Annotated in this window: 27 protein-coding genes and 1 pseudogene; 18 read left to right on the forward strand and 10 right to left on the reverse strand. The window is 63.8% G+C overall.

What is annotated here, in order from left to right:
* The first annotated feature begins 11 nt into the window (after positions 1-11).
* The 10 genes from BV82_RS16265 (at position 12) to BV82_RS16310 (ending at position 10873) form a co-directional block, all read left to right on the forward strand.
* Complete coding sequence (locus tag BV82_RS16265; RefSeq protein ID WP_036994797.1) at positions 12-761, forward strand: AraC family transcriptional regulator; 750 nt, start codon at positions 12-14, stop codon at positions 759-761.
* A 242-nt stretch (positions 762-1003) separates the two neighbouring features.
* Positions 1004-1822, forward strand: coding sequence for an ABC transporter substrate-binding protein (locus BV82_RS16270; RefSeq protein ID WP_010223880.1), 819 nt, complete (start codon positions 1004-1006; stop codon positions 1820-1822).
* A gap of 10 nt (positions 1823-1832) precedes the next feature.
* Entirely contained in the window at positions 1833-3614 is a 1782-nt protein-coding gene (gene lhpI / locus BV82_RS16275) for a cis-3-hydroxy-L-proline dehydratase (protein ID WP_036994795.1), read from the forward strand.
* Positions 3607-4272: an amino acid ABC transporter permease gene (locus tag BV82_RS16280; protein ID WP_010223883.1), complete on the forward strand. Its 666-nt coding sequence runs from the start codon at positions 3607-3609 to the stop codon at positions 4270-4272. The genes lhpI and BV82_RS16280 overlap by 8 nt, the downstream gene beginning before the upstream one ends.
* A gap of 10 nt (positions 4273-4282) precedes the next feature.
* A complete protein-coding gene (locus BV82_RS16285) occupies positions 4283-4933 on the forward strand; it encodes an amino acid ABC transporter permease (RefSeq protein WP_010223884.1) in 651 nt (216 codons plus the stop codon).
* Entirely contained in the window at positions 4926-5648 is a 723-nt protein-coding gene (locus BV82_RS16290) for an amino acid ABC transporter ATP-binding protein (RefSeq protein WP_010223885.1), read from the forward strand. Before BV82_RS16285 ends, BV82_RS16290 begins: the two co-directional genes overlap by 8 nt.
* 96 nt (positions 5649-5744) lie before the next feature.
* Positions 5745-6773 (forward strand): trans-3-hydroxy-L-proline dehydratase, encoded by a 1029-nt coding sequence (locus BV82_RS16295; protein ID WP_010223886.1) that lies wholly within the window; start codon positions 5745-5747, stop codon positions 6771-6773.
* Between the two features lie 124 nt (positions 6774-6897).
* Positions 6898-7815, forward strand: a complete 918-nt coding sequence (locus BV82_RS16300; RefSeq protein ID WP_036994794.1) for a dihydrodipicolinate synthase family protein — start codon at positions 6898-6900, stop codon at positions 7813-7815.
* Between the two features lie 69 nt (positions 7816-7884).
* Positions 7885-9267: a fosfomycin efflux MFS transporter AbaF gene (abaF, locus tag BV82_RS16305; protein WP_036994793.1), complete on the forward strand. Its 1383-nt coding sequence runs from the start codon at positions 7885-7887 to the stop codon at positions 9265-9267.
* Between the two features lie 25 nt (positions 9268-9292).
* Positions 9293-10873, forward strand: a complete 1581-nt coding sequence (locus tag BV82_RS16310) for an aldehyde dehydrogenase (NADP(+)) (protein WP_036994792.1) — start codon at positions 9293-9295, stop codon at positions 10871-10873.
* 29 nt (positions 10874-10902) lie between these two features.
* Here the strand turns inward: BV82_RS16310 and BV82_RS16315 are convergent, their stop codons facing one another.
* Both BV82_RS16315 and BV82_RS16320 read right to left on the reverse strand, forming a co-directional pair.
* Positions 10903-11910 (reverse strand): Ldh family oxidoreductase, encoded by a 1008-nt coding sequence (locus tag BV82_RS16315; RefSeq protein WP_010223890.1) that lies wholly within the window; start codon positions 11908-11910, stop codon positions 10903-10905.
* Positions 11911-12055: 145 nt separating this feature from the next.
* Complete coding sequence (locus BV82_RS16320) at positions 12056-12343, reverse strand: DUF1330 domain-containing protein (RefSeq protein WP_010223892.1); 288 nt, start codon at positions 12341-12343, stop codon at positions 12056-12058.
* A gap of 74 nt (positions 12344-12417) precedes the next feature.
* On the opposite strand from BV82_RS16320, the pseudogene ribB reads away from it, so the two are divergent.
* Positions 12418-13250: pseudogene (ribB, locus tag BV82_RS16325) on the forward strand (3,4-dihydroxy-2-butanone-4-phosphate synthase).
* Between the two features lie 137 nt (positions 13251-13387).
* Here ribB and BV82_RS16330 read toward each other — a convergent pair.
* Positions 13388-13576 carry a hypothetical protein gene (locus BV82_RS16330; protein ID WP_010223898.1) on the reverse strand — a complete coding sequence of 63 codons (189 nt, stop codon included), beginning with the start codon at positions 13574-13576 and terminating at the stop codon, positions 13388-13390.
* A gap of 239 nt (positions 13577-13815) precedes the next feature.
* Between BV82_RS16330 and BV82_RS16335 the strand changes: the two genes are divergently transcribed.
* The 4 genes from BV82_RS16335 to BV82_RS16350 are packed head-to-tail and all read left to right on the forward strand — an operon-like array spanning position 13816 to position 17742.
* The gene (locus BV82_RS16335; RefSeq protein WP_010223900.1) at positions 13816-14841 is read left to right on the forward strand and encodes an ABC transporter substrate-binding protein; all 1026 of its coding nucleotides are present in this window, start codon (positions 13816-13818) and stop codon (positions 14839-14841) included.
* Positions 14838-15758 carry an ABC transporter permease gene (locus tag BV82_RS16340; protein WP_036994790.1) on the forward strand — a complete coding sequence of 307 codons (921 nt, stop codon included), beginning with the start codon at positions 14838-14840 and terminating at the stop codon, positions 15756-15758. Before BV82_RS16335 ends, BV82_RS16340 begins: the two co-directional genes overlap by 4 nt.
* A 6-nt stretch (positions 15759-15764) precedes the next feature.
* Positions 15765-16574 carry an ABC transporter permease gene (locus BV82_RS16345; RefSeq protein WP_010223904.1) on the forward strand — a complete coding sequence of 270 codons (810 nt, stop codon included), beginning with the start codon at positions 15765-15767 and terminating at the stop codon, positions 16572-16574.
* 19 nt (positions 16575-16593) lie between these two features.
* A complete protein-coding gene (locus tag BV82_RS16350; protein ID WP_036994789.1) occupies positions 16594-17742 on the forward strand; it encodes an ABC transporter ATP-binding protein in 1149 nt (382 codons plus the stop codon).
* Between the two features lie 102 nt (positions 17743-17844).
* Here BV82_RS16350 and ahpF read toward each other — a convergent pair whose 3' ends face one another.
* From ahpF to BV82_RS16385, 7 genes are all read right to left on the reverse strand, one after another.
* Positions 17845-19407 (reverse strand): alkyl hydroperoxide reductase subunit F, encoded by a 1563-nt coding sequence (ahpF, locus tag BV82_RS16355; protein WP_036994787.1) that lies wholly within the window; start codon positions 19405-19407, stop codon positions 17845-17847.
* A gap of 121 nt (positions 19408-19528) precedes the next feature.
* Positions 19529-20092, reverse strand: a complete 564-nt coding sequence (gene ahpC / locus BV82_RS16360; protein ID WP_010223911.1) for an alkyl hydroperoxide reductase subunit C — start codon at positions 20090-20092, stop codon at positions 19529-19531.
* 239 nt (positions 20093-20331) lie between these two features.
* Entirely contained in the window at positions 20332-21687 is a 1356-nt protein-coding gene (gorA, locus tag BV82_RS16365) for a glutathione-disulfide reductase (RefSeq protein WP_036994786.1), read from the reverse strand.
* Positions 21688-21776: 89 nt separating this feature from the next.
* Positions 21777-22616 (reverse strand): UTP--glucose-1-phosphate uridylyltransferase GalU, encoded by an 840-nt coding sequence (gene galU, locus BV82_RS16370; protein ID WP_010223914.1) that lies wholly within the window; start codon positions 22614-22616, stop codon positions 21777-21779.
* 189 nt (positions 22617-22805) lie between these two features.
* A complete protein-coding gene (locus BV82_RS16375; protein WP_036994785.1) occupies positions 22806-23708 on the reverse strand; it encodes a c-type cytochrome in 903 nt (300 codons plus the stop codon).
* On the reverse strand, positions 23705-24355 hold the full coding sequence (locus tag BV82_RS16380) for a c-type cytochrome (protein WP_010223916.1): 651 nt from the start codon (positions 24353-24355) through the stop codon (positions 23705-23707). The genes BV82_RS16375 and BV82_RS16380 overlap by 4 nt, the downstream gene beginning before the upstream one ends.
* A 133-nt stretch (positions 24356-24488) precedes the next feature.
* The gene (locus BV82_RS16385; RefSeq protein WP_010223918.1) at positions 24489-24839 is read right to left on the reverse strand and encodes a hypothetical protein; all 351 of its coding nucleotides are present in this window, start codon (positions 24837-24839) and stop codon (positions 24489-24491) included.
* Between the two features lie 159 nt (positions 24840-24998).
* Here BV82_RS16385 and BV82_RS16390 point away from each other — a divergent pair, with 159 nt between their 5' ends.
* From BV82_RS16390 to BV82_RS16400, 3 genes are read left to right on the forward strand one after another with little or no spacing between them, the layout of a single operon-like run.
* Entirely contained in the window at positions 24999-25301 is a 303-nt protein-coding gene (locus BV82_RS16390; RefSeq protein ID WP_028941873.1) for a DUF1883 domain-containing protein, read from the forward strand.
* 4 nt (positions 25302-25305) lie between these two features.
* Positions 25306-25476, forward strand: a complete 171-nt coding sequence (locus BV82_RS16395; RefSeq protein WP_010223926.1) for a hypothetical protein — start codon at positions 25306-25308, stop codon at positions 25474-25476.
* 28 nt (positions 25477-25504) lie between these two features.
* Entirely contained in the window at positions 25505-26578 is a 1074-nt protein-coding gene (locus tag BV82_RS16400) for an NAD(P)H-dependent flavin oxidoreductase (RefSeq protein ID WP_010223928.1), read from the forward strand.
* The last annotated feature ends 50 nt before the right edge of the window (positions 26579-26628 follow it).

Raw genomic sequence — 26628 nt, forward strand, 5'->3', positions numbered from 1 at the left:
ACGTCAGCGCCATGCACGCCACGCTCAACCACTTCGCGCCCTGCGACCTGCCGACCCTGCTCAGCAGCCTGCAGCCCATCGCGCCGCTGCTCGACACGCTCAACGATGTGGTGTTCTTCATCAAGGACCGCGAGGCGCGCTACGCCTTCGTCAACCAGACCCTGGCCCGGCGCTGCGGGCGCAAGCACCGCGAAGAGTTGCTCGGGCTCACCGCCGAGCACGTATTCCCCGCCCGCTTCGGCCCGCTCTACACCGAGCAGGACCGCCGCGTGCTCAGCAGTGGCCGGGAACTGGCCGACCAGCTCGAACTGCACCTTTACTACGGTAATCACCCGATCTGGTGCCTGACCCACAAACGTCCGCTCAAGGATGCCGAGGGCACTATTGTCGGGCTCGCCGGTATTTCCCGCGACCTGCAATTGCCCCAGTCGAACCACCCGGCGTTCCACAAGCTTGCCGCCGTCGACGCGCATATCCGCGCCCACTTCACCCGCCCGATCAGCCTCGCCGAACTGACCGCTATCGCCGGGCTGTCGGTGGCGCAACTGGAGCGCCACTGCAAGCGCATCTTCCAGCTCACGCCGCGGCAGATGATCCACAAGGCGCGGCTGGAGGAAGCCTCGCGCCTGCTGCAAGACCCCGACCTGCCGATCACCGACATCGCCCTGCGCTGCGGTTATACCGACCACAGCGCCTTCAGCCGACAGTTTCGTGCCCTCACCGGGCTTTCGCCCAGCCAGTACCGCGACAACCAGCGCTGAGTGTTCCTTTATCGGGCGCTGCGCACAGGCAGTGCTCCGATATGTAACACCTGCGCTGCGCCCATCCGGCTGCGCTAAAACCGCCCGCACCCGCCCTCGTTTGCTTCAGGCGCCCTAGCTCACGGGCCGCAGGATTATTCCTACAGCCACAACAAAACAGGCACGGCCATTGCACTAGAAAATATCGTATACGAAATTACCAATACGATATCTAACAGCACTTACCCGACCACGAGGCACCTATGAAAAACCGCACATTTGCCGTAGCCCTCAGCGCTGTTCTCAGTACCGCCTGCATTGCCAACGCCCAGGCCGACAAGCTCGACGACATCATCGGCTCCGGCAAGCTACGTTGCGCCGTGACCCTGGACTTCCCGCCGATGGGCTTTCGCGACGAAGCCAACAAACCTGCCGGCTTCGACGTCGACTACTGCAGCGACCTGGCCAAGGTGCTGGGGGTCGAACCGGAAGTGGTCGAAACGCCCTTCCCCGACCGTATCCCGGCGCTGGTCTCCGGCCGCGCCGACGTGATCGTGGCGTCCACCTCCGACACCCTCGAGCGGGCCAAGACCGTCGGCCTGACCGTGCCCTACTTCGCCTTCCAGATGGTGGTGCTGACCCGCGACAACACCGGCATCAACAGCTTCGATGACCTCAAGGGCAAGGCGCTGGGCAACACCAGCGGCACCTACGAAGCCATCGCCCTGGAAAAAGACGTGAAAAGCTGGGGCAGCGGCACCTTCCGCGCCTACCAGTCGCAGAACGACACCCTGCTGGCCGTCGCCCAGGGGCACATCGATGCCACCGTGGTCACCAACACCGTTGCCGCGGCCACCCTCAAGTCCGGCAAGTACAAGAACCTCAAGGTCGCCGGCAATGCCCCCTACGTGATCGATTACGTGTCGCTGGGCGCCAAGCGCAACGAGTATGGCCTGCTGCGCTACCTGGACCTGTTCGTCAACCAGCAGGTGCGCACCGGGCGCTACAAGGAACTGTTCACCAAGTGGGTGGGCACTGAAATCGCCCCGACCGACCTGACCGTGCCACAGGTCTACTACTGAGGTGGGCAGCATGACCAGCACACCCATTGCCCTGACCGGGCGCAGCCTGGTCGAGGGCGCAGCCCAGGGCCCATTGTTGTTCGCCGATACCGGGTTGAGCTTCTGGGGCGGGGTTGACGCCTGCAGCGGCGAAGTCATCGACCGTCATCATCCACTCAGCGGCCAGCGCATCGCCGGGCGCGTGCTGGCGATTCCCAGCGGGCGCGGCTCATGCACCGGCAGCAGCGTGATGATGGAGCTGATCAGCAACGGCCACGCACCGGCGGCACTGGTGCTGGCCGAAGCCGACGAGATCCTGACCCTCGGCGTGCTGGTCGCGCAGACCCTGTTCCAGCGCTCCCTGCCGGTGCTGTGCATCGGCAAGGAGGCCTTCGCCGGCTTGCGCGGTGAAGGCTGGGCGCGGGTCGAAGGGGATCGCCTGAGCCTGTATTCCCAGGCGCCAGGCGATCACTGGCAGGCCGTGCCGCCTGCCCAGGACGGCCAGCCTTTCACCACCCGCCTTAGCCTGGAAGCACAGGACCAGGCGCTGCTCGACGGCAGCCACGGCAAGGCTGCGCAGATGGCGATGCAGATCGTGCTGCGCATGGCCGAGCTGCAAGGCGCCGAGCAGTTGCTGGACGTGACCCAAGCCCATATCGACGGCTGCATCTACACCGGCCCCGCCAACCTCGGTTTTGCCGAGCAACTGCTGCGCTGGGGCGCGAAGGTGCGGGTGCCGACCACGCTCAACGCCATCTCGGTCGACCAGCGCCGCTGGCGCGAGCTGGGCATCGACCCGGCGCTGGGCGAGCCGGCCAGCGCCCTGGGCGATGCCTACATGGCCATGGGCGCGCAGATGAGTTTCACCTGCGCGCCTTACCTGCTGGACAGCGCGCCGACCCAGGGCGAACAGATCGTCTGGGCCGAATCCAATGCAGTGGTCTACGCCAACAGCGTCCTCGGCGCGCGCACCCTCAAGTACCCCGACTACCTCGATATCTGCATCGCCCTGACCGGTCGCGCACCGCGCATCGGTTGTCACCTGGACAGCCAGCGCAAGGCCCGGCTGATTGTGCAGGTGCCGGCGCTGGCAGCGCTGGACGACAGCTTCTATCCGCTGCTCGGCTACCACATCGGCGCCCTGGCCGGCTCGCGGATTCCCCTGGTGCGCGGGCTGGAGCAGGCGCAGCCGAGCCTGGACGACCTCAAGGCGTTCGGCGCCGCCTTTGCCACCACCTCGGCGGCGCCGCTGTTTCATATCGCCGGGGTCACCCCCGAAGCGCTGGACCCGGCGCAGGTACTCGAACCTGACGCCAGCCTGCCCAGCGAGCGTATTGAACTGAAGGGCCTGCTGCACAGCTGGCGCGCGCTCAACAGCGCCCGCGAGGCGCGGGTGGATGTGGTGTCGCTGGGCAACCCGCATTTCTCCTTCAGCGAATTCGCCGCACTCGCGCAGCTGTGCCGGGGCCTGCGCAAACACCCCGACGTGGTCGTGGCCATCACCTGCGGCCGCGCGGTGCTCGAACAGGCCCGCGCCGCCGGGCTGATCGCCGGGCTTGAACGCTTCGGTGTAACGCTGGTGACCGACACCTGCTGGTGCATGCTCGGTGAACCGGTGATCCCGCCAGCGGCGCGCACGCTGATGACCAACTCCGGCAAGTACGCCCACTACGGGCCGGGCCTGGCCGGTCGCCCGGTGCATTTCGCCAGCCTCGCCGAATGCGTCGAGTCGGCCTGCAGCGGCCAGGCCAGCGGCCGCTTGCCGGCCTGGCTGCAACCGGCTGCCTGCAAGGAGGACCCCGCGCATGTTTGACTACACCTTCCAGTGGCGCTCGGCACTGCGCGCATTGCCAGACATGCTGGCCGGCGCCTGGGTCACCTTCGAGACCGCCGCGCTGTCGATGATCTTCGGGGTGCTGATCGCCCTGGCCCTGACCGTGATGCGCGAAGGCAAGCAGCCGCTGCTGCGCGGCTTTGCCAACGGCTGGGTGTCGATCGCGCGCAACACGCCCTCGCTGTTCCAGATCTACATCCTGTACTTCGGCCTCGGCTCCCTGGGCCTGCACGTCAGTTCCTGGATCGCCCTGCTGGCGGGAATCACCTTCAACAACGCGGGGTACCTGGCTGAGAACTTTCGCGGCGGCCTCAAGGCCGTGCCAACCACGCAGGTGCGCGCGGCGCGCTCGCTGGGCATGAGTGCCTTCCAGACCTACCGGATGATCGTCATCCCGCAACTGCTGCGGGTGGTGTTCTACCCCTTGACCAACCAGATGGTCTGGGCGGTGTTGATGACGTCGCTGGGGGTGATCGTCGGCCTGAACAACGACCTGACCGGCGTGACCCAGGACTACAACGTCAAGACCTTCCGCACCTTCGAATACTTCGCCCTGGCGGCGGCGCTGTACTACGTGATTGCCAAGGCGATCGTCGCGCTGGCCCGGCTGATGGCCTGGCGGCTGTTCCGTTACTGAGGAGCTCGGCATGTTTTCCACCGGTTTTACCTGGAACGACTTGGTGTTCCTGCTCGATGGGGCGCGCATCACCTTGCAGCTGACCTTCTGGGCCATCCTCCTGGGCACCTTTGCCGGGCTGCTGTTCGGCCTGGCCCGGGCCCTGTGGCCACGGCTCAGCCTGCCACTGGCGTGGGTACTGGATGTGTTTCGCAGCGTGCCGCTGCTGATCCAGTTCGTGTTGTTCAACTCGTTCAAGAGCATCGTCGGGCTCGACATCAGCGCCTTCAGCGTCGGCTGCATCGTGCTCGGCGTCTACACCGCCGCGTACTTCACCGAGATCGTCCGTGGCGGTGTGCTGGCGGTGTCGCTGAGCGTGCGCCGGGCCAGCCGTTCGCTGGGCATGAGCTACCTGCAGGACCTGCGCTGGATCGTCCTGCCGATGGCCACCCGGGTGGCGTTTCCCGGCTGGCTGAACCTGGTCCTGGGGGTGATGAAAGACACGGCGCTGGTGATGTGGATCGGCATCGTCGAACTGCTGCGCGCCTCGCAGACCATCGTTACGCGGATTCAGGAACCCCTGCTGGTGCTGTGCATCGCGGGCCTCATCTACTACGTCATGAGCCTGGTGGTTGCCCGCCTGGGCGCCCGTCTGGAAAGAAGGTGGCAGGAAAATGATTGAGATCGAGAACGTACATAAATCCTTCGGCGACCTCGAAGTGGTCAAGGGCGTGAGCCTGACCGTGGACAAGGGCGAAGTGGTGTCGATCATCGGCGGCTCGGGCTCGGGCAAGTCGACCTTGCTGATGTGCATCAACGGCCTGGAGCCGATCCAGAAAGGCAACATCCGCGTCGACGGCGTCGAGGTCCACCACCGGGCCACGGACCTCAACCGCCTGCGCCAGAAGATCGGCATCGTGTTCCAGCAGTGGAACGCCTTCCCGCACCTGACGGTGCTGGAAAACGTCATGCTCGCACCGCGCAAGGTGCTCGGCAAGAACAAGGAAGACGCCGAGGCGCTGGCAGTGAAACAACTGACCCACGTGGGCCTGGGCGACAAGCTCAAGACCTTCCCCGGCAAACTGTCCGGCGGGCAGCAACAGCGCATGGCGATTGCCCGGGCGCTGGCGATGTCGCCGGACTACATGCTGTTCGACGAGGCCACCTCGGCGCTCGACCCGCAGCTGGTGGGTGAGGTGCTCGACACCATGCGCATGCTGGCCGAGGACGGCATGACCATGGTCCTGGTGACCCACGAGATACGTTTTGCCCGGGATGTGTCGGACCGGGTGGCGTTCTTCCGTAACGGCCTGGTACACGAAATCGGCTCGCCGGACCAGGTGATCGGCAACCCGTTGCAGCCGGAGACGGCGGCGTTCTTGAAGTCGGTGAAATAGAAGCATCGCGGGGCAAGCCCGCTCCTACAGGGATCTTTGTAGGAGCGGGCTTGCCCCGCGATGAGGCCTGCCCTAACAACACAAGGAGTCCTGTGAATGCGTTCATCCAAGATCATCCACATCGTCAACTGCCACGCCGAAGGCGAAGTCGGCGACGTCATCGTTGGCGGCGTCGCCCCGCCCCCCGGCGCCACCGTCTGGGAGCAATCGCGCTGGATCGCCGCAGACCAGACCCTGCGCAACTTCGTCCTCAACGAGCCGCGCGGCGGCGTGTTCCGCCACGTCAACCTGCTGGTCCCGCCCAAGGACCCGCGCGCGCAAATGGCCTGGATCATCATGGAGCCGGCCGACACCCCGCCGATGTCCGGTTCCAACTCGCTGTGCGTGTCCACCGTGCTGCTCGACAGCGGCATCCTGCCAATGACCGAGCCCGAAACGCGCCTGGTGCTCGAGGCCCCCGGCGGCCTGATCGAGGCCGTCGCCCAATGCCGCGACGGCAAGGTAGAGCGGGTGGAAGTGAAGAACGTGCCCTCCTTCGCCGACCGTCTCGACGCCTGGATCGAGGTCGAAGGCCACGGTTCGCTGCAGGTCGACACCGCCTATGGCGGCGACAGCTTCGTCATTGCCGATGCCCGGCAACTGGGCTTTGCGATACGCCCCGACGAAGCCAAGGACATCGTCGAGATCGGCCTCAAGATCACCCGCGCCGCCAACGAACAACTGGGTTTCAGCCACCCGCTGAACCCGGACTGGGCGCACATTTCCTTCTGCCAGATCGCCGCGCCCGTCGAGTACCAGGACGGCGTCGCCAGCGGCGCCAACGCCGTGGTCATCCGCCCCGGCAAGATCGACCGCTCGCCCTGCGGCACCGGCTGCTCGGCGCGCATGGCGGTGCTGCAGGCCAAAGGCCTGATGAAGGTCGGCGAGCGTTTCATCGGCCGCTCGATCATCGGTTCGCAGTTCGACTGCCGTATCGAATCACTGACCGAAATCGCCGGTCGCCCGGCCATCTACCCGTGCATTTCCGGCCGTGCCTGGATCACCGGCACCCATCAGTTGCTGCTCGATCCGAGCGATCCCTGGCCACAAGGCTACCGGTTGTCGGACACCTGGCCCGGTGCCTGAAGCCTAACCCCTTGATTTCGAAACACCCTTGAAAACCGATCAGCCACAGCCGTGAAAAAACGCTGGTCCACTCGAATCACTTGAAATATCGTATACGAAATACAATAAACAACCGGAGAACACCATGAGCAAGTACGTAAACTGGAGCGGCGTCTTCCCTGCGGTCACCACTCAATTCAACGACGACTTCTCGATCAACCTGGAAAAGACCCACGAGGTGATTTCCAACGTGATCCGCGACGGCGTCTCGGGCCTGGTGGTCTGTGGTTCGGTGGGTGAGAACACCTCGCTGAGCGCCGAAGAGAAAATCGCCGTCACCGAGGTCGCCGTCGATGCCTCCCGCGGCCGGGTTCCGGTGATCTGCGGCGTGGCCGAGTTCACCAGCGTGCAGGCCGCCAAGGTGGCCAACGCGGTGCGCCAGGTCGGCGTCGACGGCGTGATGCTGATGCCGGCGCTGGTCTATGGCTCCAAGCCTTTCGAAACCGCCGAGCACTACCGTTACGTGGCCAAGCACACCGACGTGCCGCTGATGGTCTACAACAACCCGCCGATCTACAAAAACGACGTCACCCCGGACATCCTGATTTCCCTGGCCGACTGCGACAACGTGGTGTGCTTCAAGGACTCCTCCGGCGACACCCGCCGCTTCATCGACGTGCGCAATGAAGTGGGCGATCGCTTCGTGCTGTTCGCGGGCCTGGACGACGTGGTCCTGGAAAGCATCGCCGTCGGTGCCCAGGGCTGGGTCTCGGGCATGTCCAACGTGTTCCCCAAAGAGGGCGAGACGATCTTCCGCCTGGCCAAGGCCGGTCGCTTCGCCGAGGCCATGCCGATCTACGAATGGCTGATGCCGATCCTGCACCTGGACGCCCGCGCCGACCTGGTGCAGTGCATCAAGTTGTGCGAAGCCATCGCCGGTCGCGGCAGTGCGCTGACCCGTCCGCCACGTCTGGCCCTGCCGGAAACGGATCGCGTCTACGTCGAGCAGATCATGGCCAAGGCCCTGGCCAACCGTCCGCAGCTGCCAGACGTCGGCCTCTGAGTGATTGCCGGGCCGGCTCCGTCGTGGAGACCGGCCTGCCTGTTTTGCGCCCATACAGGAAACGCCAGCATGTCCAGTCACCCTTCCAGCGCAACCACCCCTTCGGGATTGAAACGTGTCGTGGCCGCGGCCATGGCCGGTACCGTCGCCGAATGGTATGAATTTTTCCTCTACGGTACCGCCTCGGCACTGGTCTTCGGCCAGCTGTTCTTCCGCCAGACCGACAGCCCCGTCGACGGCATCATCGCCGCCTTCGCCCTCTATGCCGTGGGCTTTCTCGCCCGCCCGCTGGGCGGTCTGGTGTTTGGTCACTACGGTGACAAGTTCGGCCGCAAGCGCTTGCTGCAACTGAGCCTGGTGGTGGTCGGCATCACCACCTTCCTGATGGGCTGCCTGCCGGGCTTCGACAGTATCGGTTATGCCGCGCCGGTGTTGCTGGTGCTGCTGCGGCTGATCCAGGGTTTCGCCTTCGGCGGCGAATGGGGGGGTGCCATCCTGCTGGTGTCCGAGCACTGCCCGGACAACCGCCGTGGCTTCTGGGCCAGCTGGCCGCAGGCCGGGGTGCCGGCCGGCAACCTGGTGGCGACCGTCGCCTTGCTGCTGTTGTCGAGCAACCTGTCGGAAGAGCAGTTCCTGGCCTGGGGCTGGCGTGTGACCTTCTGGTTCTCGGCAGTGGTGGTGCTGATCGGCTACTGGATCCGTACCAGCGTCGACGACGCGCCAATCTTCAAGGAGGCTCAGGCGCGCCAGGCGCAAAAAGCCGAGCAACAACTGGGCGTGGTCGAAGTGTTGCGCCATCACTGGCGCGCGGTGCTGGTGGGGATCGGCGCGCGCTTTGCCGAGAACATTCTCTACTACACCGTGGTGACCTTCTCCATCACCTACCTCAAGCTGGTGGTGCACAAGGACACCTCGCAGATCCTCCTGCTGATGTTCGGCGCGCACCTGCTGCACTTCTTCATGATCCCGCTGATGGGTTACCTGTCCGACCTGGTCGGGCGCAAGCCGGTGTACCTGACCGGCGCGGTGCTCACGGCGTTCTGGGGCTTCGTCGGCTTTCCGATGATGGACACCGGCAACAACTGGCTGATCATGGCCGCGATCACCCTGGGCCTGGCCATCGAGTCGATGACCTATGCGCCCTACTCCGCCCTGATGGCCGAGCTGTTCCCGACCCATGTGCGCTATACCGCCCTGTCGCTGTGCTACCAGGTGGCACCGATTTTTGCCGGTTCTCTGGCGCCGCTGATCGCCATCAGCCTGCTCAATGAGTTCCACAGCTCGACGCCGATCGCCTGGTACCTGGTCGGCGCCGCGCTGATCTCGATCGTCGCTGTCGGCCTGACCCGCGAGACCCGCGGCACGTCGCTGCACCAGGTAGACGCCGAAGCCGCCGCGCGTATCGCTGCCGGGCAAGCTGCGCCTGTTCGCCAGGGCAGTTCGCTGGCCTGATCCCACCCTTTTTCAGGAGTGTTCCATGCCGGATATCATTGGCCACAATTACATCGGCGGTGCACGCAGCGCCGCTGGCACCCTCACCCTGCAGAGCCACGACGCGGTCAGCGGCGAGGCCTTGCCGTATCAATTCCACCAGGCAACCGCCGAAGAAGTGGATGCCGCCGCCAAGGCGGCGGCGCACGCTTACCCGGTGTTGCGCAGCCTGTCACCAGAGCGGCGAGCGCAGTTTCTTGAGGCCATCGCCGCACAACTGGAAGCCCTGGGGGATGATTTCATCGCGCTGGTGACCCGCGAAACGGCGCTGCCCGCTGCCCGGATCCTCGGTGAGCGCGGGCGCACCAGTGCGCAGATGCGCCTGTTCGCCCAGGTGCTGCGCCGGGGTGATTTTCTCGGCGCGCGGATCGACCGCGCGCAACCGGATCGCCAACCGCTGCCACGCGCCGACCTGCGCCAGTATCGCCTGGGCGTCGGCCCGGTCGCCGTGTTCGGCGCCAGCAACTTTCCGCTGGCCTTTTCCACAGCCGGTGGCGACACGGCCGCCGCGCTGGCCGCCGGCTGCCCGGTGGTGTTCAAGGCCCACAGCGGCCACATGGCCACGGCCGAACGGGTCGCCGACGCGATCATCCGCGCGGCCGAACTCACCGGCATGCCCAAGGGCGTGTTCAACATGATCTACGGCGCCGGCGTCGGCGAAGCACTGGTCAAGCACCCGGCCATCCAGGCCGTGGGCTTTACCGGCTCGCTCAAGGGCGGCCGTGCGCTATGCGACATGGCGGCGGCGCGGGCGCAACCGATCCCGGTATTCGCCGAAATGAGCAGCATCAACCCGGTGCTGGTACTGCCCCAGGCACTGGCCCAGCGTAGCGAGCAGATTGCCCGCGAGCTGGCCGCCTCGGTGGTGCTCGGCTGCGGACAGTTCTGTACCAATCCGGGGCTGGTCATCGGCCTGCGCTCACAGGCATTCAGTGCCTTTACCGAACAACTGACGGCGCAACTGACCGAGCAACCGGCACAAACCATGCTCAATGCCGGCACCCTCGCCAGTTACCGCAAGGGCGTCGAGGCGCTGCTCGCTCATCCGGGTATCCGCCACCTGGCGGGGCGTGCGCAACAGGGCAACCAGGCGCAGCCGCAGCTGTTCAAGGCGGATGTGAGCCTGTTGTTCGAGGGCGATGCGCTGTTGCAGGAAGAGGTTTTCGGGCCGGCTACCGTGCTGGTCGAGGTGGCCGACAGCGGCCAACTGCAGCAGGCCTTGAACGGCCTGCACGGTCAGCTCACCGCCACCCTGATCGCCGAAGCCGCGGACCTGCAGGCCCACGCCGAGCTGCTGCCGCTGCTGGAACAGAAGGTCGGCCGGGTGCTGTTCAACGGTTACCCGACCGGCGTCGAAGTCTGTGATGCGATGGTGCATGGCGGGCCGTACCCGGCCACCTCGGATGCCCGCGGGACCTCGGTCGGCAGCCTGGCCATCGAGCGCTTCCTGCGCCCGGTGTGTTACCAGAACTGCCCGGATGCGCTGTTACCACCGGCACTGCAGGACGCCAACCCGCTGGGCATCGCTCGCCTGGTTGACGGCCGGAGCAGCAGCGCCGCCTTGTAGGGTCGCCGCACCGCCGCTCCTACAGGGGTTCAGGCCAGCAGCGCCCTGAGATCGTTGTACAGGGCCTGCGGAATCTCCACGCCCTCCACCAGGCTGCGCGCGCGTGCTGCATAACGGCGCGCAGACGGCAGCCGCGCGCCCTGCCCTTCAATGCTCTCGAATACCGCTTCGGCGCGGGCCAGGTGCTGATCGGCGGCATCGCCCAGGAACCTGCGCGGGTCCAGGGCGATCAGCAATTCGCCGTGGTAGGGCGAGGCTTTGCTGCCGTCGGCATGGGCCAAGGATTCGGCACTGGTCAAGTCACCGATCAAGGGACCGGCAATCAGCTCGACCATCGCCGCCAGCGCCGAGCCCTTGTGCCCGCCGAAGGTCAGCATCGCGCCACGGTCCAGGACCACATTGGGGTCGGTGCTGGGCTGGCCGTGCTCGTCGACACCCCAGCCTACGGGAATGGCCTGGCCCGCACGCCGATGCAGTTCGATGTCACCGCGGGCGATGGCGCTGGTGGCGAAGTCGAATACGTAAGGAGGCTTGCCCGCCCGCGGCCAGCCGAAGGCGATGGGATTGGTGCCGAACACCGGCCGATGCCCACCGGCAGGTGCGACCCAGGCATGGCTGGGGGTGAACGCCAGGGCGACCAGGCCGGCCTCGGCCAGTTGCTCGATCTCGACCCACAACGCGGAAAAGTGCACACAGCGGTTAATCGCCAGGGCCGCGATGCCGTTGCTGCGGGCCTTGGCTTGCAACACCGGCAAGCCGGCCTGGAACGCCAGTTGGGAAAACCCGCCGCCGGCGTCCACGCGCACGATCGAGGGCGCCTGGTCAATGACGTCGGGGCGTGCATCGGCGACCACCTTACCGGCCTTGAGCGAACTGACGCAGCCCAGTACCCGGTACAGGCCATGGGATGCGCAGCCATCGCGTTCGCCGGCGACGATGGTGTCGCTCACCGCCTGGGCGTGGTCGGCGCCAAAGCCATTGTGCAAGAGGATTGAATAGGCAAGTGAATGGGCTTCGGACAGGGTCAGTCGGGTCATGGTCATCTCCTTGGGCTGACTGATCAGCCTGCCCTAAGCCCAGGCGCGCCGACTTGATCGCTTTAGCCCCATGCGATGACGAACTCGGCACAGTGGGCGCGGCGGTGCGACGACTCGACTTGCCCCGCGATGCTTTGCCCTGCCCTCACACCCCCTCGACAATAATCACCTCGGCCCTCGCCACCCCCTGCCTGAACGCGCACGCCTGCTGATATTCATCCGACCGATAACACGCCAGCGCCCGCTCATAGGATTCGAACTCGATCACCACGCTGCGCTGCGGCGTCGTCCTGCCCTCCAGCGCCTCGCTGCGCCCACCGCGCGCCAGCAACGTGCCGCCAAACGCGGCAAAGGCCGCCGGCGCCCGCTGGGTGTATTGCTGATATTGCGCGGGGTCGGTCACATCCACATGGGCAATCCAGTAAGCCTTCATCGCACGCTCCCGCTCAAGGTTTATCTGTATTATGGTATACCATGAAATTTACCTCAGATAGCGAGTGCGCCGCAATGCCCTTCAACAGCATCGAAGACATCCTCGAGGACTACCGCCAGGGCAAGATGGTCTTGCTGGTGGACGACGAAGACCGCGAGAACGAAGGCGACCTGCTGATCGCCGCTGAACGCTGCGACGCCCAGACCATCAGCTTCATGGCTCGCGAAGCCCGTGGCCTGATCTGTCTGACCCTGACCGACGAGCACTGCCAGCGCCTGGGCCTTGAGCAGATGGTGCCGGCCAATGGCAGCGCCTTCAGCACCGCCTTTACCGTGTCGATCGAGGCGGCGCGTGGGGTCACCACTGGCATCTCTGCCGCCGACCGCGCCTGTACGGTCGCGGCCGCCGTGGCGCCCGGTGCCCGCGCCGAGGACCTGGTGCAGCCGAGGCATATCTTCCCTTTACGCGCCCACGAAGGCGGCGTGCTGACCCGCGCCGGGCACACAGAAGCCGGTTGCGACCTGGCGCGCCTGGCCGGCTTCAGCCCCGCCTCGGTCATCGTCGAAGTGCTCAATGACGACGGCAGCATGGCCCGGCGCCCGGACCTGGAAGTCTTCGCCGCCCGCCATGGCATCAAGATCGGCACCATCGCCGAGCTGATCCACTGGTGATCCTCGCCAACCATAAGTCCTCGCAAGCCCTGCTTGAACGGGTACCGCACCTGACCCAGCCACCGCGCCCTTACCCGCGCGGGCAATCGCGCAGCTACTCAGAAGTGGGTACCGGCGCGCAGATTCTCCAGGACCTGGGCGTGGGCAAGCTGCGTCACCTGGGCCCGCCACTGAAATACGCCGGCCTCACCGGCTATGACCTGGAAGTGGTGCAGAGCATCCCGTTCAGCGCATAGCCGCACCAATGCCGATAACACCACCGAACCTGTGGGAGCGGGCTTGCCCGCGATCGAGCGCGAAGCGGTCGTAGTCCAGCCAACACTTGCTGCATTGACTGGGCTGGCCTCATCGCTGGCAAGCCAGCTCCTACGGGCTAGTCCTGCGCCTCGGGGAAATTGCGGCAACTCTTACGCTCGGCCAGCTCCTTGTCAGTAGGGCGCTGCTCGACGAACACCGTCCGGCCATCCTTGTAGATCTCCAGATAGCCCCATTCCAGGTCCTGTTCATGCTGACCGGGCTTGGGCGGATTGCGCCACCAGGGTTCGCGGCTGATCAACTGCATGGCAATGGCTCTCGCTGAAACACATTACTTCACTATAGACGGTAGACCGCGAAGGCTCTGTCTCGGGCATCTGCGCCCGCGAACCGGCGCCGGGTGATAGCCGGTAGCCTGCAGCCTCTTGTCAAAAGTTTGGAATACCATAATATGACATCCCGTAGACCGAAATACCTGTTGATGCTCCCCACTACAAGGCGGGCAACACAAAGCCCGCTCAAAACACAAGAAACGAGGGCGTACCTATGCTGTTCTCCAAACGCGCAAGCGCAGTGCTGGCTGCCAGCCTGCTGACATTGACCTGCCAGGGGGCCCTGGCCGCCAACAGCCTGAACTTCGTCAGCTGGGGCGGTACCACCCAGGATGCGCAGAAGCAGGCGTGGGCCGAGCCCTTCAGTGCCAGCAGCAAAATCCGCGTGGTCCAGGACGGCCCCACCGACTATGGCAAGCTCAAGGCCATGGTCGAAAGTGGCAACGTGCAGTGGGATGTGGTCGATGTCGAAGCGGATTTCGCCCTGCGTGCGGCAAGCGAAGGTCTGCTCGAACCGCTGGACTTCACCACCATCAAGCGTGATCGCCTCGACCCGCGTTTCGTCTCCGATCACGGTGTAGGATCGTTCTTCTTCTCCTTCGTCCTCGGCTACAACGAAGGCAAGCTCGGCGCCAACAAGCCACAAGATTGGACTGCGCTGTTCGACACCAAGACCTACCCCGGCAAACGCGCCCTGTACAAGTGGCCAAGCCCCGGCGTGCTCGAACTGGCCCTGCTGGCCGACGGCGTCACTGCCGACAAGCTCTACCCGCTGGACCTGGACCGCGCCTTCAAGAAGCTCGACACCATCAAGAAAGACATCGTCTGGTGGGGCGGTGGTGCGCAATCGCAGCAACTGCTGGCTTCCGGTGAGGCAAGCCTGGGCCAGTTCTGGAACGGCCGGGTCTACGCCCTGCAGCAAGATGGCGCACCGGTCGGGGTGAGCTGGAAGCAGAACCTGGTCATGGCCGATTTTCTGGTCATCCCCAAGGGCGCGAAAAACAAGGATGCGGCGATGAAATTCCTGGCCAATGCCAGCGGCGCCCAGGGCCAGGCCGACTTTGCCAACCTCACCGCCTATGCCCCGGTCAACCTCGACAGCATCAGCCTGCTCAAGCCCGAGCTCGCACCCAACCTGCCGACCGCCTACGCTCAGGATCAGGTGACCCTCGATTTCGCTTACTGGGCCAAGAACGGCCCGGCCATCGCCACCCGCTGGAATGAGTGGCTGGTCAAATGAAAGTCGCCATCAATGCCCTGCAAGCCCCGTCCGGCGCTGCGACCGGCGCCAAGGGAGCAGCGATGAAGCACACGCCACCCCTGCGTGAACGCTGGCGCGGCAGCCGTAACCTGCTGCCGGCCCTGCTGTTCCTTGGCCTGTTTTTTTTCGCACCGCTGATCAGCCTGCTGCTGCGTGGCGTGCTCGAACCCGTCCCGGGCCTGGGCAACTACGAGCAATTGTTCGCCAACTCGGCCTATGCCCGGGTGCTGTTCAACACTTTCTCGGTGGCCGGCCTGGTGACCCTGATCAGCGTGCTGCTGGGCTTCCCCCTGGCCTGGGCGATCACCCTGGTGCCGCGCGGCTGGGGCCGCTGGCTGCTGAACATCGTGCTGCTGTCGATGTGGACCAGCCTGCTCGCCCGCACCTACTCCTGGCTGGTGCTGCTGCAGGCCTCGGGGGTGATCAACAAGGCACTGATGGCCCTCGGCATCATCGATGCGCCGCTGGAGATGGTGCACAACCTCACCGGCGTGGTGATCGGCATGAGCTACATCATGATCCCGTTCATCGTCCTGCCGCTGCAGGCGACCATGCAGGCCATCGATCCGATGGTGCTGCAGGCCGGTTCCATCTGTGGCGCCAGCCCCTGGAGCAACTTCTTCAAGGTGTTCCTGCCGCTGTGCCGTTCCGGGCTGTTTTCCGGGGCCTTGATGGTGTTCGTCATGTCCCTGGGTTATTACGTGACCCCGGCGCTGCTCGGTGGCGCGCAGAACATGATGCTGCCCGAGTTCATCGTCCAGCAGGTGCAGTCGTTCCTCAACTGGGGCCTGGCCAGTGCCGCTGCCGCGTTGCTGATCGCCATCACCCTGGTGCTGTTCTACTTCTACCTGAAGCTGCAACCGGAATCCCCGGTCGGCAACAGTAACGCGAGGTAAGCCAAGATGCTCCTGACGCCCAATGCCATGAGCCGGCGCCTGCGCTTCGGCCTGTACACCACCACCGGGGTGATCGCGCTGTTGTTGCTGCTGCCGATCGTGTTCATCGTCCTGCTGTCGTTCGGCTCGTCGCAGTGGCTGGTGTTCCCGCCACCGGGCTGGACGCTGAAGTGGTACGAGCAGTTCTTCTCCAACGCCGAGTGGATGGAAGCGGCCCTGGCCAGCCTCAAGGTCGCGCTGCTGACCACGGTGTTTGCCGTGGCCCTGGGCCTGCCCAGCGCCTTTGCCCTGGTGCGCGGGCGCTTCCCTGGCCGGGAGATGCTCTACGGCCTGTTCACCCTGCCGATGATCGTACCGCTGGTGATCATCGCCGTGGCGGTGTACGCGCTGTTCCTCAAGCTCGGCTACACCGGCACGCTGTTTGCCTTCGTGGTCAGCCACGTGATCGTCGCCCTGCCCTTTACCATCATCTCGATCATCAACTCGCTGAAGCTGTTCGACCAGTCGATCGAAGACGCCGCGGTGATCTGCGGCGCCTCGCGCCTGCAGGCTATCGTCAAGGTGACCTTCCCGGCGATTCGCCCGGGGATGATCGCCGGCGCGCTGTTCGCCTTCCTGGTGTCGTGGGACGAGGTGGTGCTCAGCGTGATGATGGCCAGCCCCAACCTGCAGACCCTGCCGGTAAAAATGTGGACCACCCTGCGCCAGGACCTGACCCCGGTGATCGCCGTCGCTTCGACGCTGCTGATCGGCCTGTCGGTGCTGGTGATGATGATTGCCGCCGCTCTGCGCCGGCGCAACCCGGTCAGCGCCTGAGCGCCTGGAGAACAACAAGATGAGTGCAGTCCTCAACGACAAGCAACCGGCCAGGACCCTGGTCAGCCTGCGCAACCTGAACAAGCACTACGGCGATTTTGCCGCCGTGGACGACATCAGCCTGGACATCCAGGACGGTGAATTCCTCACCTTCCTCGGCTCCAGCGGCTCAGGCAAGAGCACCACCCTGTCGATGCTCGCCGGCTTCGAGACGCCGAGCAGCGGCGAGATCCTGGTCAATGGCGCCTCCCTGGTCAACGTGCCGCCGCACAAGCGCGATATCGGCATGGTGTTCCAGCGTTACTCGCTGTTCCCGCACCTGTCGGTGCGCGACAACATCGCCTTCCCCCTGGCCATCCGCAAACGCAGCGCCGCCGAACGCGACAAGCAGGTCGATGCCATGCTCAAGCTGGTGCAACTGGACAGCTTCGCCCACCGTCACCCGGCGCAGTTGTCCGGCGGCCAGCAACAGCGGGTGGCGATTGCCCGGGCGCTGGTCTATGAACCCCGCATCCTGCTGATGGACGAACCGCTGGGGGCGCTGGATAAAAAACTGCGTGAAGACCTGCAAGATGAACTGCGCCAACTGCACCGGCGCCTGGGCATCACCATCGTCTACGTCACCCACGACCAGGAAGAAGCCATGCGCCTGTCCCAGCGCATCGCCATTTTCAGCCACGGCAAGATCGTCGGCCTGGGCAGCGGTTACGACCTCTACCAGAATCCGCCGAATGCCTTTGTCGCCTCGTTTCTGGGCAACTCCAACTTCTTGCGGATCAAGGCCCATGGCAACGGCGCGGCGAGTTTCGAAGGGCAGCCGCTGGCGATGCGTCTTACCCCGGGGCTGGCCGAGGGGCAGGAGGTGCTGTTGATGGTGCGCCCGGAAAAAGCCCTGGCCCTGAGTGTCGAGCAAGCGGCGCGTGAGGCATTGCCGGCGGGCTGGAACGAGGTGACGGCCAAGGTCGGGGAAGTCTTGTTTCTAGGCGAGAGCCAGACCTGCAGCGTGGTGACCGCGGGCGGTACGGCGATGACGGTCAAGGCCTTGTCAGCGGCGGGGATGCCGATGCAGCCGGGCGATACGGTGAAGGTACGCTGGGCGGTGGCGGATGCTTGCGTGTATACCCAGTGGGCGGAAAGTGACCTGAACAAGGCTGCCGGAGCACATTGAAGCCATCGCCGGCAAGGCCGGCTCCCACAGTGGATGTGTACACGCATGACCTGTGGGAGCTGGCCTTGCCAGCGATGGGCCGCAAAGCGACCCCACAATCGATCAGGCTGGCGCCGAGGTGCGGATCAGGTGATCAAAGGCCGCCAACGAAGCCTTGGCGCCCTCGCCCACGGCAATCACGATCTGCTTGTACGGCACGGTGGTCACGTCACCGGCCGCGAACACGCCCGGCAGGTTGGTCTGGCCGCGGGCATCGACGATGATCTCGCCGCGCGGGGTCAGCTCGACCGTGCCTTTGAGCCAGTCGGTGTTGGGCAGCAAGCCGATCTGCACGAAGATCCCCTCCAGCGCGAGGTCATGCAGCTCATCGCTGTTGCGGTCCTTGTAGCGCAGGCCGTTGACCTTCTCGCCATCACCGAGCACTTCGGTGGTCAGCGCACTGGTGATCACCTTCACGTTCGGCAGGCTGTGCAGCTTGCGCTGCAGCACCGCGTCGGCACGCAACTGGCTGTCGAACTCGATCAGGGTCACCTGGGCGACGATACCGGCCAGGTCAATGGCCGCTTCCACCCCCGAGTTACCGCCACCGATCACCGCCACGCGCTTGCCCTTGAACAGCGGGCCATCGCAGTGCGGGCAATAGGCAACGCCGCGGCTGCGGTATTGCTGCTCGCCCGGCACGTTCATTTCGCGCCAGCGCGCACCGGTGGCGAGGATCACGGTCTTGGCCTTGAGCGAGGCACCGCTGGCCAGGCGCACTTCGTGCAGGCCGCCGTCGGTGGCCGGGATCAGCGCTTCACCGCGCTGCAGGTTGATGATGTCGACGTCGTACTGCTTGACGTGTTCCTCAAGGGCCATGGCCAGCTTCGGCCCTTCGGTTTCCTGCACCGAGATGAAGTTCTCGATGGCCATGGTGTCGAGCACCTGGCCGCCGAAACGCTCGGCGGCAACGCCAGTGCGGATGCCTTTGCGCGCGGCATAGATCGCCGCTGCGGCGCCGGCCGGGCCACCCCCAACGACCAGCACGTCAAAGGCATCCTTGGCGTTGATCTTCTCGGCCTGGCGCTCACCGGCGCTGGTGTCGAGCTTGGCGAGGATCTCTTCCAGGCCCATGCGGCCCTGGCCGAACACTTCGCCGTTGAGGTAGACGCTGGGCACGGCCATGACCTTACGGCTCTCGACTTCGGCCTGGAACAGCGCACCGTCGATGGCGACGTGGCGAATATTGGGGTTGAGCACCGCCATCAGGTTCAGCGCCTGGACCACGTCCGGGCAGTTCTGGCACGACAGCGAGAAGTAGGTTTCAAAGTTGAATTCACCCTTGAGCGCGCTGATCTGCTCGATCACCTCGGCGCTGGCCTTGGACGGATGACCGCCGACCTGCAACAGGGCAAGCACCAGCGAGGTGAATTCGTGGCCCATGGGGATGCCGGCAAAGCGCAGGCTGATGTCAGCGCCCGGGCGGTTCAGCGAGAACGACGGACGACGGGCGTCGCTGCCATCTTCACGCAGGGTAATCAGGTTCGACAGGCCGGCGATTTCCACCAGCAGGTCGCGCAATTCGCGGGACTTCGCGCCGTCATCGAGGGAAGCGACGATCTCGATCGGCTGAGTGACCCGCTCCAGGTAGGCTTTCAACTGAGTTTTAAGCGTGGCGTCCAACATACGGGCGATTCCTTTTTCAAACGGTAGAAATAACAACGCCCGGGCGAAAGCGCCCGGGCGTTTTGCGGGGCGGTGACAACGTCAGGTGCGGTAGACCACCGCCCTCGGCTGGCTCACGGTCTTAGATCTTGCCGACCAGGTCCAGCGATGGCGCCAGGGTCGCTTCGCCTTCTTTCCACTTGGCCGGGCAGACTTCGCCTGGGTGGGCGGCAACGTACTGGGCAGCTTTGACCTTGCGCAGCAGCTCGCTGGCGTCACGGCCTACACCACCGTCGTTGAGTTCGACGATCTTGATCTGGCCTTCAGGGTTGATCACGAAGGTGCCACGGTCAGCGATGCCGGCTTCTTCGATCAGCACGTCGAAGTTGCGCGAGATGACGTGGGTCGGGTCACCGATCAGCGGGTACTGGATCTTGCCGATGGTGTCCGAGGTGTCGTGCCAGGCTTTGTGGGTGAAGTGGGTGTCGGTGGACACGCCGTAGATTTCCACGCCCAGGTCTTTGAACTGCGCGTAGTTGTCGGCCAGGTCGCCCAGCTCGGTCGGGCAGACGAAGGTGAAGTCGGCCGGGTAGAAGAACACCACGGACCATTTGCCTTTCAGGTCGGCATCCGAGACTTCGACGAACTTGCCCTGGTGGTAAGCGGTAGCTTTGAACGGTTTGACCTGGCTGTTGATGATAGGCATGAGTGACGCTCCTTCAGGGGGTTGAAAAAACTGATGGGAGAATCGTAGCCAATGCATTGGATTAATGCTCATTGGCAAAGCTCATGTTGGTGATTGGTTTTGGCTATAAGGCGGGGATATTAATAGAAGGGAATGATACTGAGGCTGCTGTGCAGCCTATCGCTGGCAAGCCAGCTCCCACAAAGCCAGTTGTACCTGTACCTGTGGGAGCCGGCCTTGCCGGCGATAGCGTACGCCGCTTAACGCGAAGGCGTACGCAAGGTGACGAACTCTTCCGCCGCCGTGGGGTGCACGCCAATGGTCTCGTCGAACTGCTGCTTGGTCGCCCCGGCCTTGAGGGCGATGCCCAGGCCCTGGATGATCTCGCCGGCGTCCGGGCCGACCATGTGGCAACCCAGCACACGGTCGGTGTCGGCATCGACCACCAGCTTCATCAGGGTCTTTTCCTGCACCTCGGTCAGGGTCAGCTTCATCGGCCGGAAGCGGCTCTCGAAGATCTGCACCTGGTAGCCCTGTTCCAGCGCCTGCTCTTCGGTCAGGCCAACGGTGCCGATCGGCGGCTGGCTGAACACTGCGGTGGGGATGTTCTGGTAATCCACCGGGCGGTACTGCTCTGGCTTGAACAGGCGCCGGGCCACGGCCATGCCTTCGGCCAGGGCCACCGGGGTCAGTTGCACCCGGCCGATCACATCGCCAATGGCCAGGATCGACGGCGCGGTGGTCTGGTACAGGTCATCGACACGGATAAACCCACGCGGGTCGAGTTCGACGCCGGTGTTTTCCAGGCCCAGGTTGTCGAGCATCGGCCGCCGGCCGGTGGCGTAGAACACACAGTCGGCCACCAGTTCGCGGCCATCCTTGAGGGTAGCCTTGAGGCTGCCGTCGTCCTGGCGCTCGATACGCTGGATGTCGCTGTTGAACTGCAGGTCCATGCCGCGCTTTTGCAGCTCGTCCTTCAGGTGCTCGCGCACCCCGCCGTCGAAGCCGCGCAGGAACAGGTCGCCGCGGTACAACAGCGAGGTCTTGGCCCCCAGGCCCTGGAAGATTCCGGCAAATTCCACGGCGATATAGCCGCCGCCGACCACCAGCACGCGCTTGGGCAGGTCCTTGAGGTAGAACGCCTCGTTAGAGCTGATCGCCAGTTCCTTGCCCGGGATGTCCGGGATCTGCGGCCAGCCACCGGTGGCAATGAGGATGTGCTCGGCGCTGTAGCGCTGGCCATCGATTTCCACCTCATGGGCGCCGGTCAGCTTGGCGTGGCCTTCGAGCAGGGTCACGCCGCTGTTGACCAGCAGGTTGCGGTAGATACCGTTGAGCCGCTCGATCTCGCGGTTCTTGTTGGCGATCAGCTGGCCCCAATCGAACTGGGCATCTTCCAGCGACCAGCCAAAGCCTGCGGCCTGCTCGAAATCGTCGGCAAAGTGTGCGCCGTAGACCAGCAGTTTTTTCGGCACGCAGCCAACGTTGACACAGGTGCCACCCAGGTAGCGGCTTTCGGCAACCGCCACTTTCGCACCGAAGCCTGCGGCAAAGCGCGCAGCACGCACACCGCCAGACCCGGCACCAATCACGAACAGATCAAAATCGTAGGTCATCTCGATGCTCTCAAGCTGCAAGTCTCAAGCTACAAGCTACAAGAAAAAGCCACCCGAAGGTGGCTTTATCAAACCGCTAGCGACCAGACTCAGTAAGCTTTGCCGGTCTTGTAGAAGTTCTCAAAGCAGAAATTGGTCGCTTCGATGTAACCTTCGGCGCCACCGCAGTCGAAACGCTTGCCCTTGAACTTGTAGGCAATAACGCAACCATCCTGGGCCTGTTTCATCAGGGCGTCGGTGATCTGGATCTCACCACCCTTGCCCGGCTCGGTTTCTTCGATCAGTTTGAAAATGTCCGGGGTCATGATGTAGCGGCCGATGATCGCCAGGTTCGACGGGGCATCTTCAGGCTTTGGCTTCTCGACCATGTTGCGTACACGGTACAGGTCGTCGCCGATCAGGTCACCGGCGATCACACCGTATTTGCTGGTTTCCTGCGGGTCGACTTCCATGATGGCAACAATGGTGCAGCGGTACTGTTTGTACAGCTTGACCATCTGCTTGAGCACGCCGTCGCCTTCAAGGTTGACGCACAGGTCGTCAGCCAGCACCACGGCGAACGGCTCGTCGCCGATCAGCGGGCGACCGGTGAGGATCGCGTGGCCCAGGCCTTTCATTTCGGTCTGGCGGGTGTAGGAGAACGAGCACTCGTCGAGCAGACGACGGATGCCGACCAGGTATTTTTCCTTGTCGGTGCCCTTGATCTGGTTTTCCAGCTCGTAGCTGATGTCGAAGTGGTCTTCCAGGGCGCGTTTGCCGCGACCGGTAACGATGGAAATCTCGTTCAATCCAGCGTCCAGCGCTTCTTCAACGCCGTACTGGATCAGTGGCTTGTTCACCACCGGCAGCATTTCCTTGGGCATGGCTTTGGTAGCAGGCAGGAAGCGAGTGCCGTAACCGGCTGCCGGGAACAAGCATTTCTTGATCATATACGTCCTTAACAAGGGCTTTGCGTACGAAATTCGGCGCAGTCTAATCAGGCGGCGGTCAGCTTACAATGCCCCACCACCTGGCGGCCGATGCCATGATAGAGAAATCCTGGGGTAGATAGTTCCCCAGGATCATAAATATTGCGCCGGTGAAAGACCACCGGCACATCACCAGGGGCTTTGTGCTACCTACATGCCCTGCCCGACCAACACGCCGTCGATCTTCTGCCCATAGAGGTTCACGCCATCATTGGCATGGAACTTCAGCCGGGTTTTCTCGATCGAGCCGTCTACCAGGCGCGGGTCCTGCGGCCGTTCGTGGCGGTTGATGTACGCCGCCACATCCCAGGCCTGCTGGTCGCTCAAGCTGCCGGGCTTACCCAGCGGCATATTGTGCTTGATGAAGGAGGCTGCGGTATTGATCCGGTGCATGCCGGCGCCCCAGTTGTAGGAGTCTTTACCCCATAACGGCGGCATCACGTAGTCCTTGGCCACTTTCTGCCCTTCGCCGTTGGCCCCGTGGCAAATGGAACACTGGGCCTGGTACACCTGCTCACCACGCTTGAAGTCATAGCCTTCAGCCGATTGCGGTACGTCCGGGTAACCACGGCCAGCACTTTCGACGCCGATTGGTGCTTTGCTCGCCAGCCAGTAGGCATACACCGACAAGGCCGTCATCTGTGGGCTGTCAGCCGCTGGTGGCTTGCCGTTCATACTGAATTGAAAACAGCCCTGGATACGCTCGGCGAAGGTGTTGACCTTGTCGTTTTTCTTGCGATAGGCCGGGTACATCGGGTACGCGCCCCACAGCGGTGCCGAGTTGCCCAGGCGGCCCTGGTCGAGGTGGCAGTTGCTGCAGTTAAGGCCGTTGCCGACATTGTCCGGCATCAACCGCCGGGTATCGACGAACAAGGCATGGCCATTGCGGACCAGCTTGCCGAAGGCATTGTCAGGCAACTCACTCTCGGCAGGCGGGGTGAAGCTTGGCGCGCCAGGCGCAGGCTTGAGCTGCGACTGGTCTTCCATGGCAATCGGGGCGGCGTGAACAGTGCCAAGGCTCAGGGCCAAGGCGGCGAAAATCATCGGTTTCATGGCTTGACCTCCGGGCTGACAGGGTTGGCGAAATAGTTGGCCACAGCCTTGATTTCGTCATCGGTCATGGCCTTGGCCACGCCGACCATCAACTGATTGGGGTCGTTGCTGCGGCTGCCGTCGCGCCAGGCGTTGAGCTGGGCAATCAGGTAATTTGCCGGCTGATGGGCCAAGGGTGGGAAATGCTCGCCAACACCCGCGCCTCCAGGCCCATGGCACTGCACACAACCGGGGATTTTGCGTTTCCAGTCGCCATACAACGCCAACTTCTGGACTGGATCGGCGGCCATTTGCTGGCGATGGCTGTCGCCGGCCGGTGCGCTGGGCATGGCCGCCAGGGTTGCGCTGACCGCCTGGATCTCCTCAGCGCTCAGGGCCTTGGCCAACGGCTCCATGATCGGGTGCTTGCGGCTGCCATTCTGAAAATCATGCAGCTGCTTGCTCAGGTATGCCGCAGGCAGGCCGGCCAAGCGCGGGAACCCCGCCGGCGCGATACCCTTGGCGTCCGGGCCATGGCAGCCCAGACAGGCCATGGCGGCCGGGTTCTGGCCGCCCTGGGTAAAGATCTTTTGGCCGTCGGCGGCTTGTACAGCAGGCAGAGAAAACAGCAGCAGGCTGCTGATCAGGATGCGATCCAGTGGGATCATCACGGACTCCATTTTCTTGTTATAAGCTTAGGCTTAATAAGTATAAGCCTTTGGATAGTAGGCCTATACGCCGTGAGCTACAACGCAGAAAGATGGCTAGATGCCAGCTGAATCGGTTAGTTCGATCGAGGTCTTACCCGGAGATGCAGCGCGTCGCTGCCGTCTTCACATCACCCAGGCGCAGCGGGAAATTGTTCAACCGCTCATACAACTTGATGCTGCTGCCACTGCCACGCTTGTCGATATCCACCAACGCAGCCGGGCCGGAGCCGACTTTTTGCGGCACGACCAGGCGCAGACCATCGTGGCGCTCTTCCACCACCAGTTGCCCGCGGGTTTCGCTCAATTGCTGTTGCACGCAATCGGCATATTCCTGGGGTTTCTTGCCAGAAATCACATTGAGGGTTTCCGGGCTGCGCTCAAGCTCGGACACACTCACACAGCCACCCAGCGTCACTGCCAACGCTGCTACGACCCACTTCATCAAACACACCTCCACCACGGAAAAAAGACTATGACCACGCGCAGACCATTTTGCTCCCTTGAATGGCAGTTTTATCCTGGGTCTGGCATGAAGACCAACAGTGTAACCGACATCATGGTATCGTTTTGATTTGCTGACAGATCCAATGCGGAGTGCAACATGAAATTCGTACACCAGCGCGAGCACCTCAACGAGGATGACATCGTGGTCATCCATTGCTCCCAGCGCTGTAATATCCGCCTGATGAACGACGCCAACTTCCGCAGCTTCAAGAACGGCGGCCGCCACACCTACCACGGCGGTGCCTTCGTTGACTTCCCGGCCAAGATCACCGTGCCCAGCACCGGCTTCTGGAACATCACGATCGATACCGTCGGCCCACGGGCCCTGTCGGCCGTGACCAAGCCGACCTTTACCCACACCATCAAGATCATTCGCCGTTCGTCGTCGAAGCTGAGATAAGCCCATGACCCAGACCACCAAGTACGTCATCAAGTACAAGCTCGACGGTGAGCAACGTTTCGACTTCGCCCAGATGATCAGCGATGCACCTGAACATGTGCAGGCAGCGCTGCAGCAGCTCCACGGCGAAGACGCCAAGAAGATCACTGATATCAAGGTGAGCAAAGCGCTGTAAAACCACCTCAGCACAAGGAACCCCAGGCATGCGCCAATGGCCGGACACCCGTCTCCTCGATCTGCTTGGTATCGAACTGCCGATCCTTCAGGCGCCAATGGCCGGCTCCACCGGCTCGGCTATGGCCATCGCCGTGAGCAATGCCGGCGGCCTGGGCTCGCTGCCTTGTGCAACCTTGAGCCTGGAACAGATCCGCGCCGAGCTTGAAGCCTTCCGCGAGGGCAGCAACGGCCCGCTCAACGTCAACTTCTTCTGCCATCAGCCAGCGCAGCCGGACCCTGCCCGCGACGCGGCCTGGAAACTGGCACTCAAGCCTTATTACGAGGAATTGGGCGCCGATTTCGATGCGCCAACGCCAGTGTCCAATCGCGCGCCATTCGATGACGCCACCTGCCAACTGGTCGAGCAATTCAAGCCGGCGGTGGTCAGCTTTCACTTCGGCCTGCCCGAAGCCTGCCTGCTCAAGCGGGTCAAGGCCACTGGCGCCAAGGTGCTATCCAGCGCCACCACCGTGGATGAGGCCCTGTGGCTGGAAGATCACGGCTGCGACGCAATCATTGCCATGGGCTATGAGGCCGGCGGCCATCGCGGGATGTTCCTCAGCCGCGACCTCAATACCCAGGTCGGTACCCTGGCGCTGGTGCCGCAGGTTGTCGATGCGGTGAAGGTGCCGGTGATTGCCGCCGGCGGCATTGGCGATCATCGCGGCATCGTTGCTGCCCTGGCCCTGGGCGCCTCGGCAGTGCAACTGGGCACCGCCTACCTGTTCTGCCCGCAAGCCAAGGTTTCGGCGGCCCATCGCCAGGCCCTGCACAGCGCCAAGGAAAGCGACACGGCCCTGACCAATCTGTTCACCGGGCGCCCGGCGCGCGGGATCAACACGCGAATCATGCGCGAGCTGGGGCCGATGAGTGCGCTTGCGCCACACTTCCCGCTGGCTGGAGGTGCGCTGATGCCGCTGCGGGCAATCAGCGAGCCAAAGGGTAACAGCGATTTCAGCAACCTCTGGTCGGGCCAGGCGCTGCGTCTGGGCCAGGCGCTGTCGGCTGACGAACTGACGCGCACCCTGGCTGAAAAAGCCCTCGCCCAGCTCAAACGCTGAAGCAGTACTTCCCGTTGGTCGGGTATTCGCTATATATTCACCTATATAAC

Origin of the sequence: Pseudomonas donghuensis (assembly GCF_000696345.2) — a bacterium.
In the GTDB taxonomy this organism is placed as follows: domain Bacteria; phylum Pseudomonadota; class Gammaproteobacteria; order Pseudomonadales; family Pseudomonadaceae; genus Aquipseudomonas; species Aquipseudomonas donghuensis.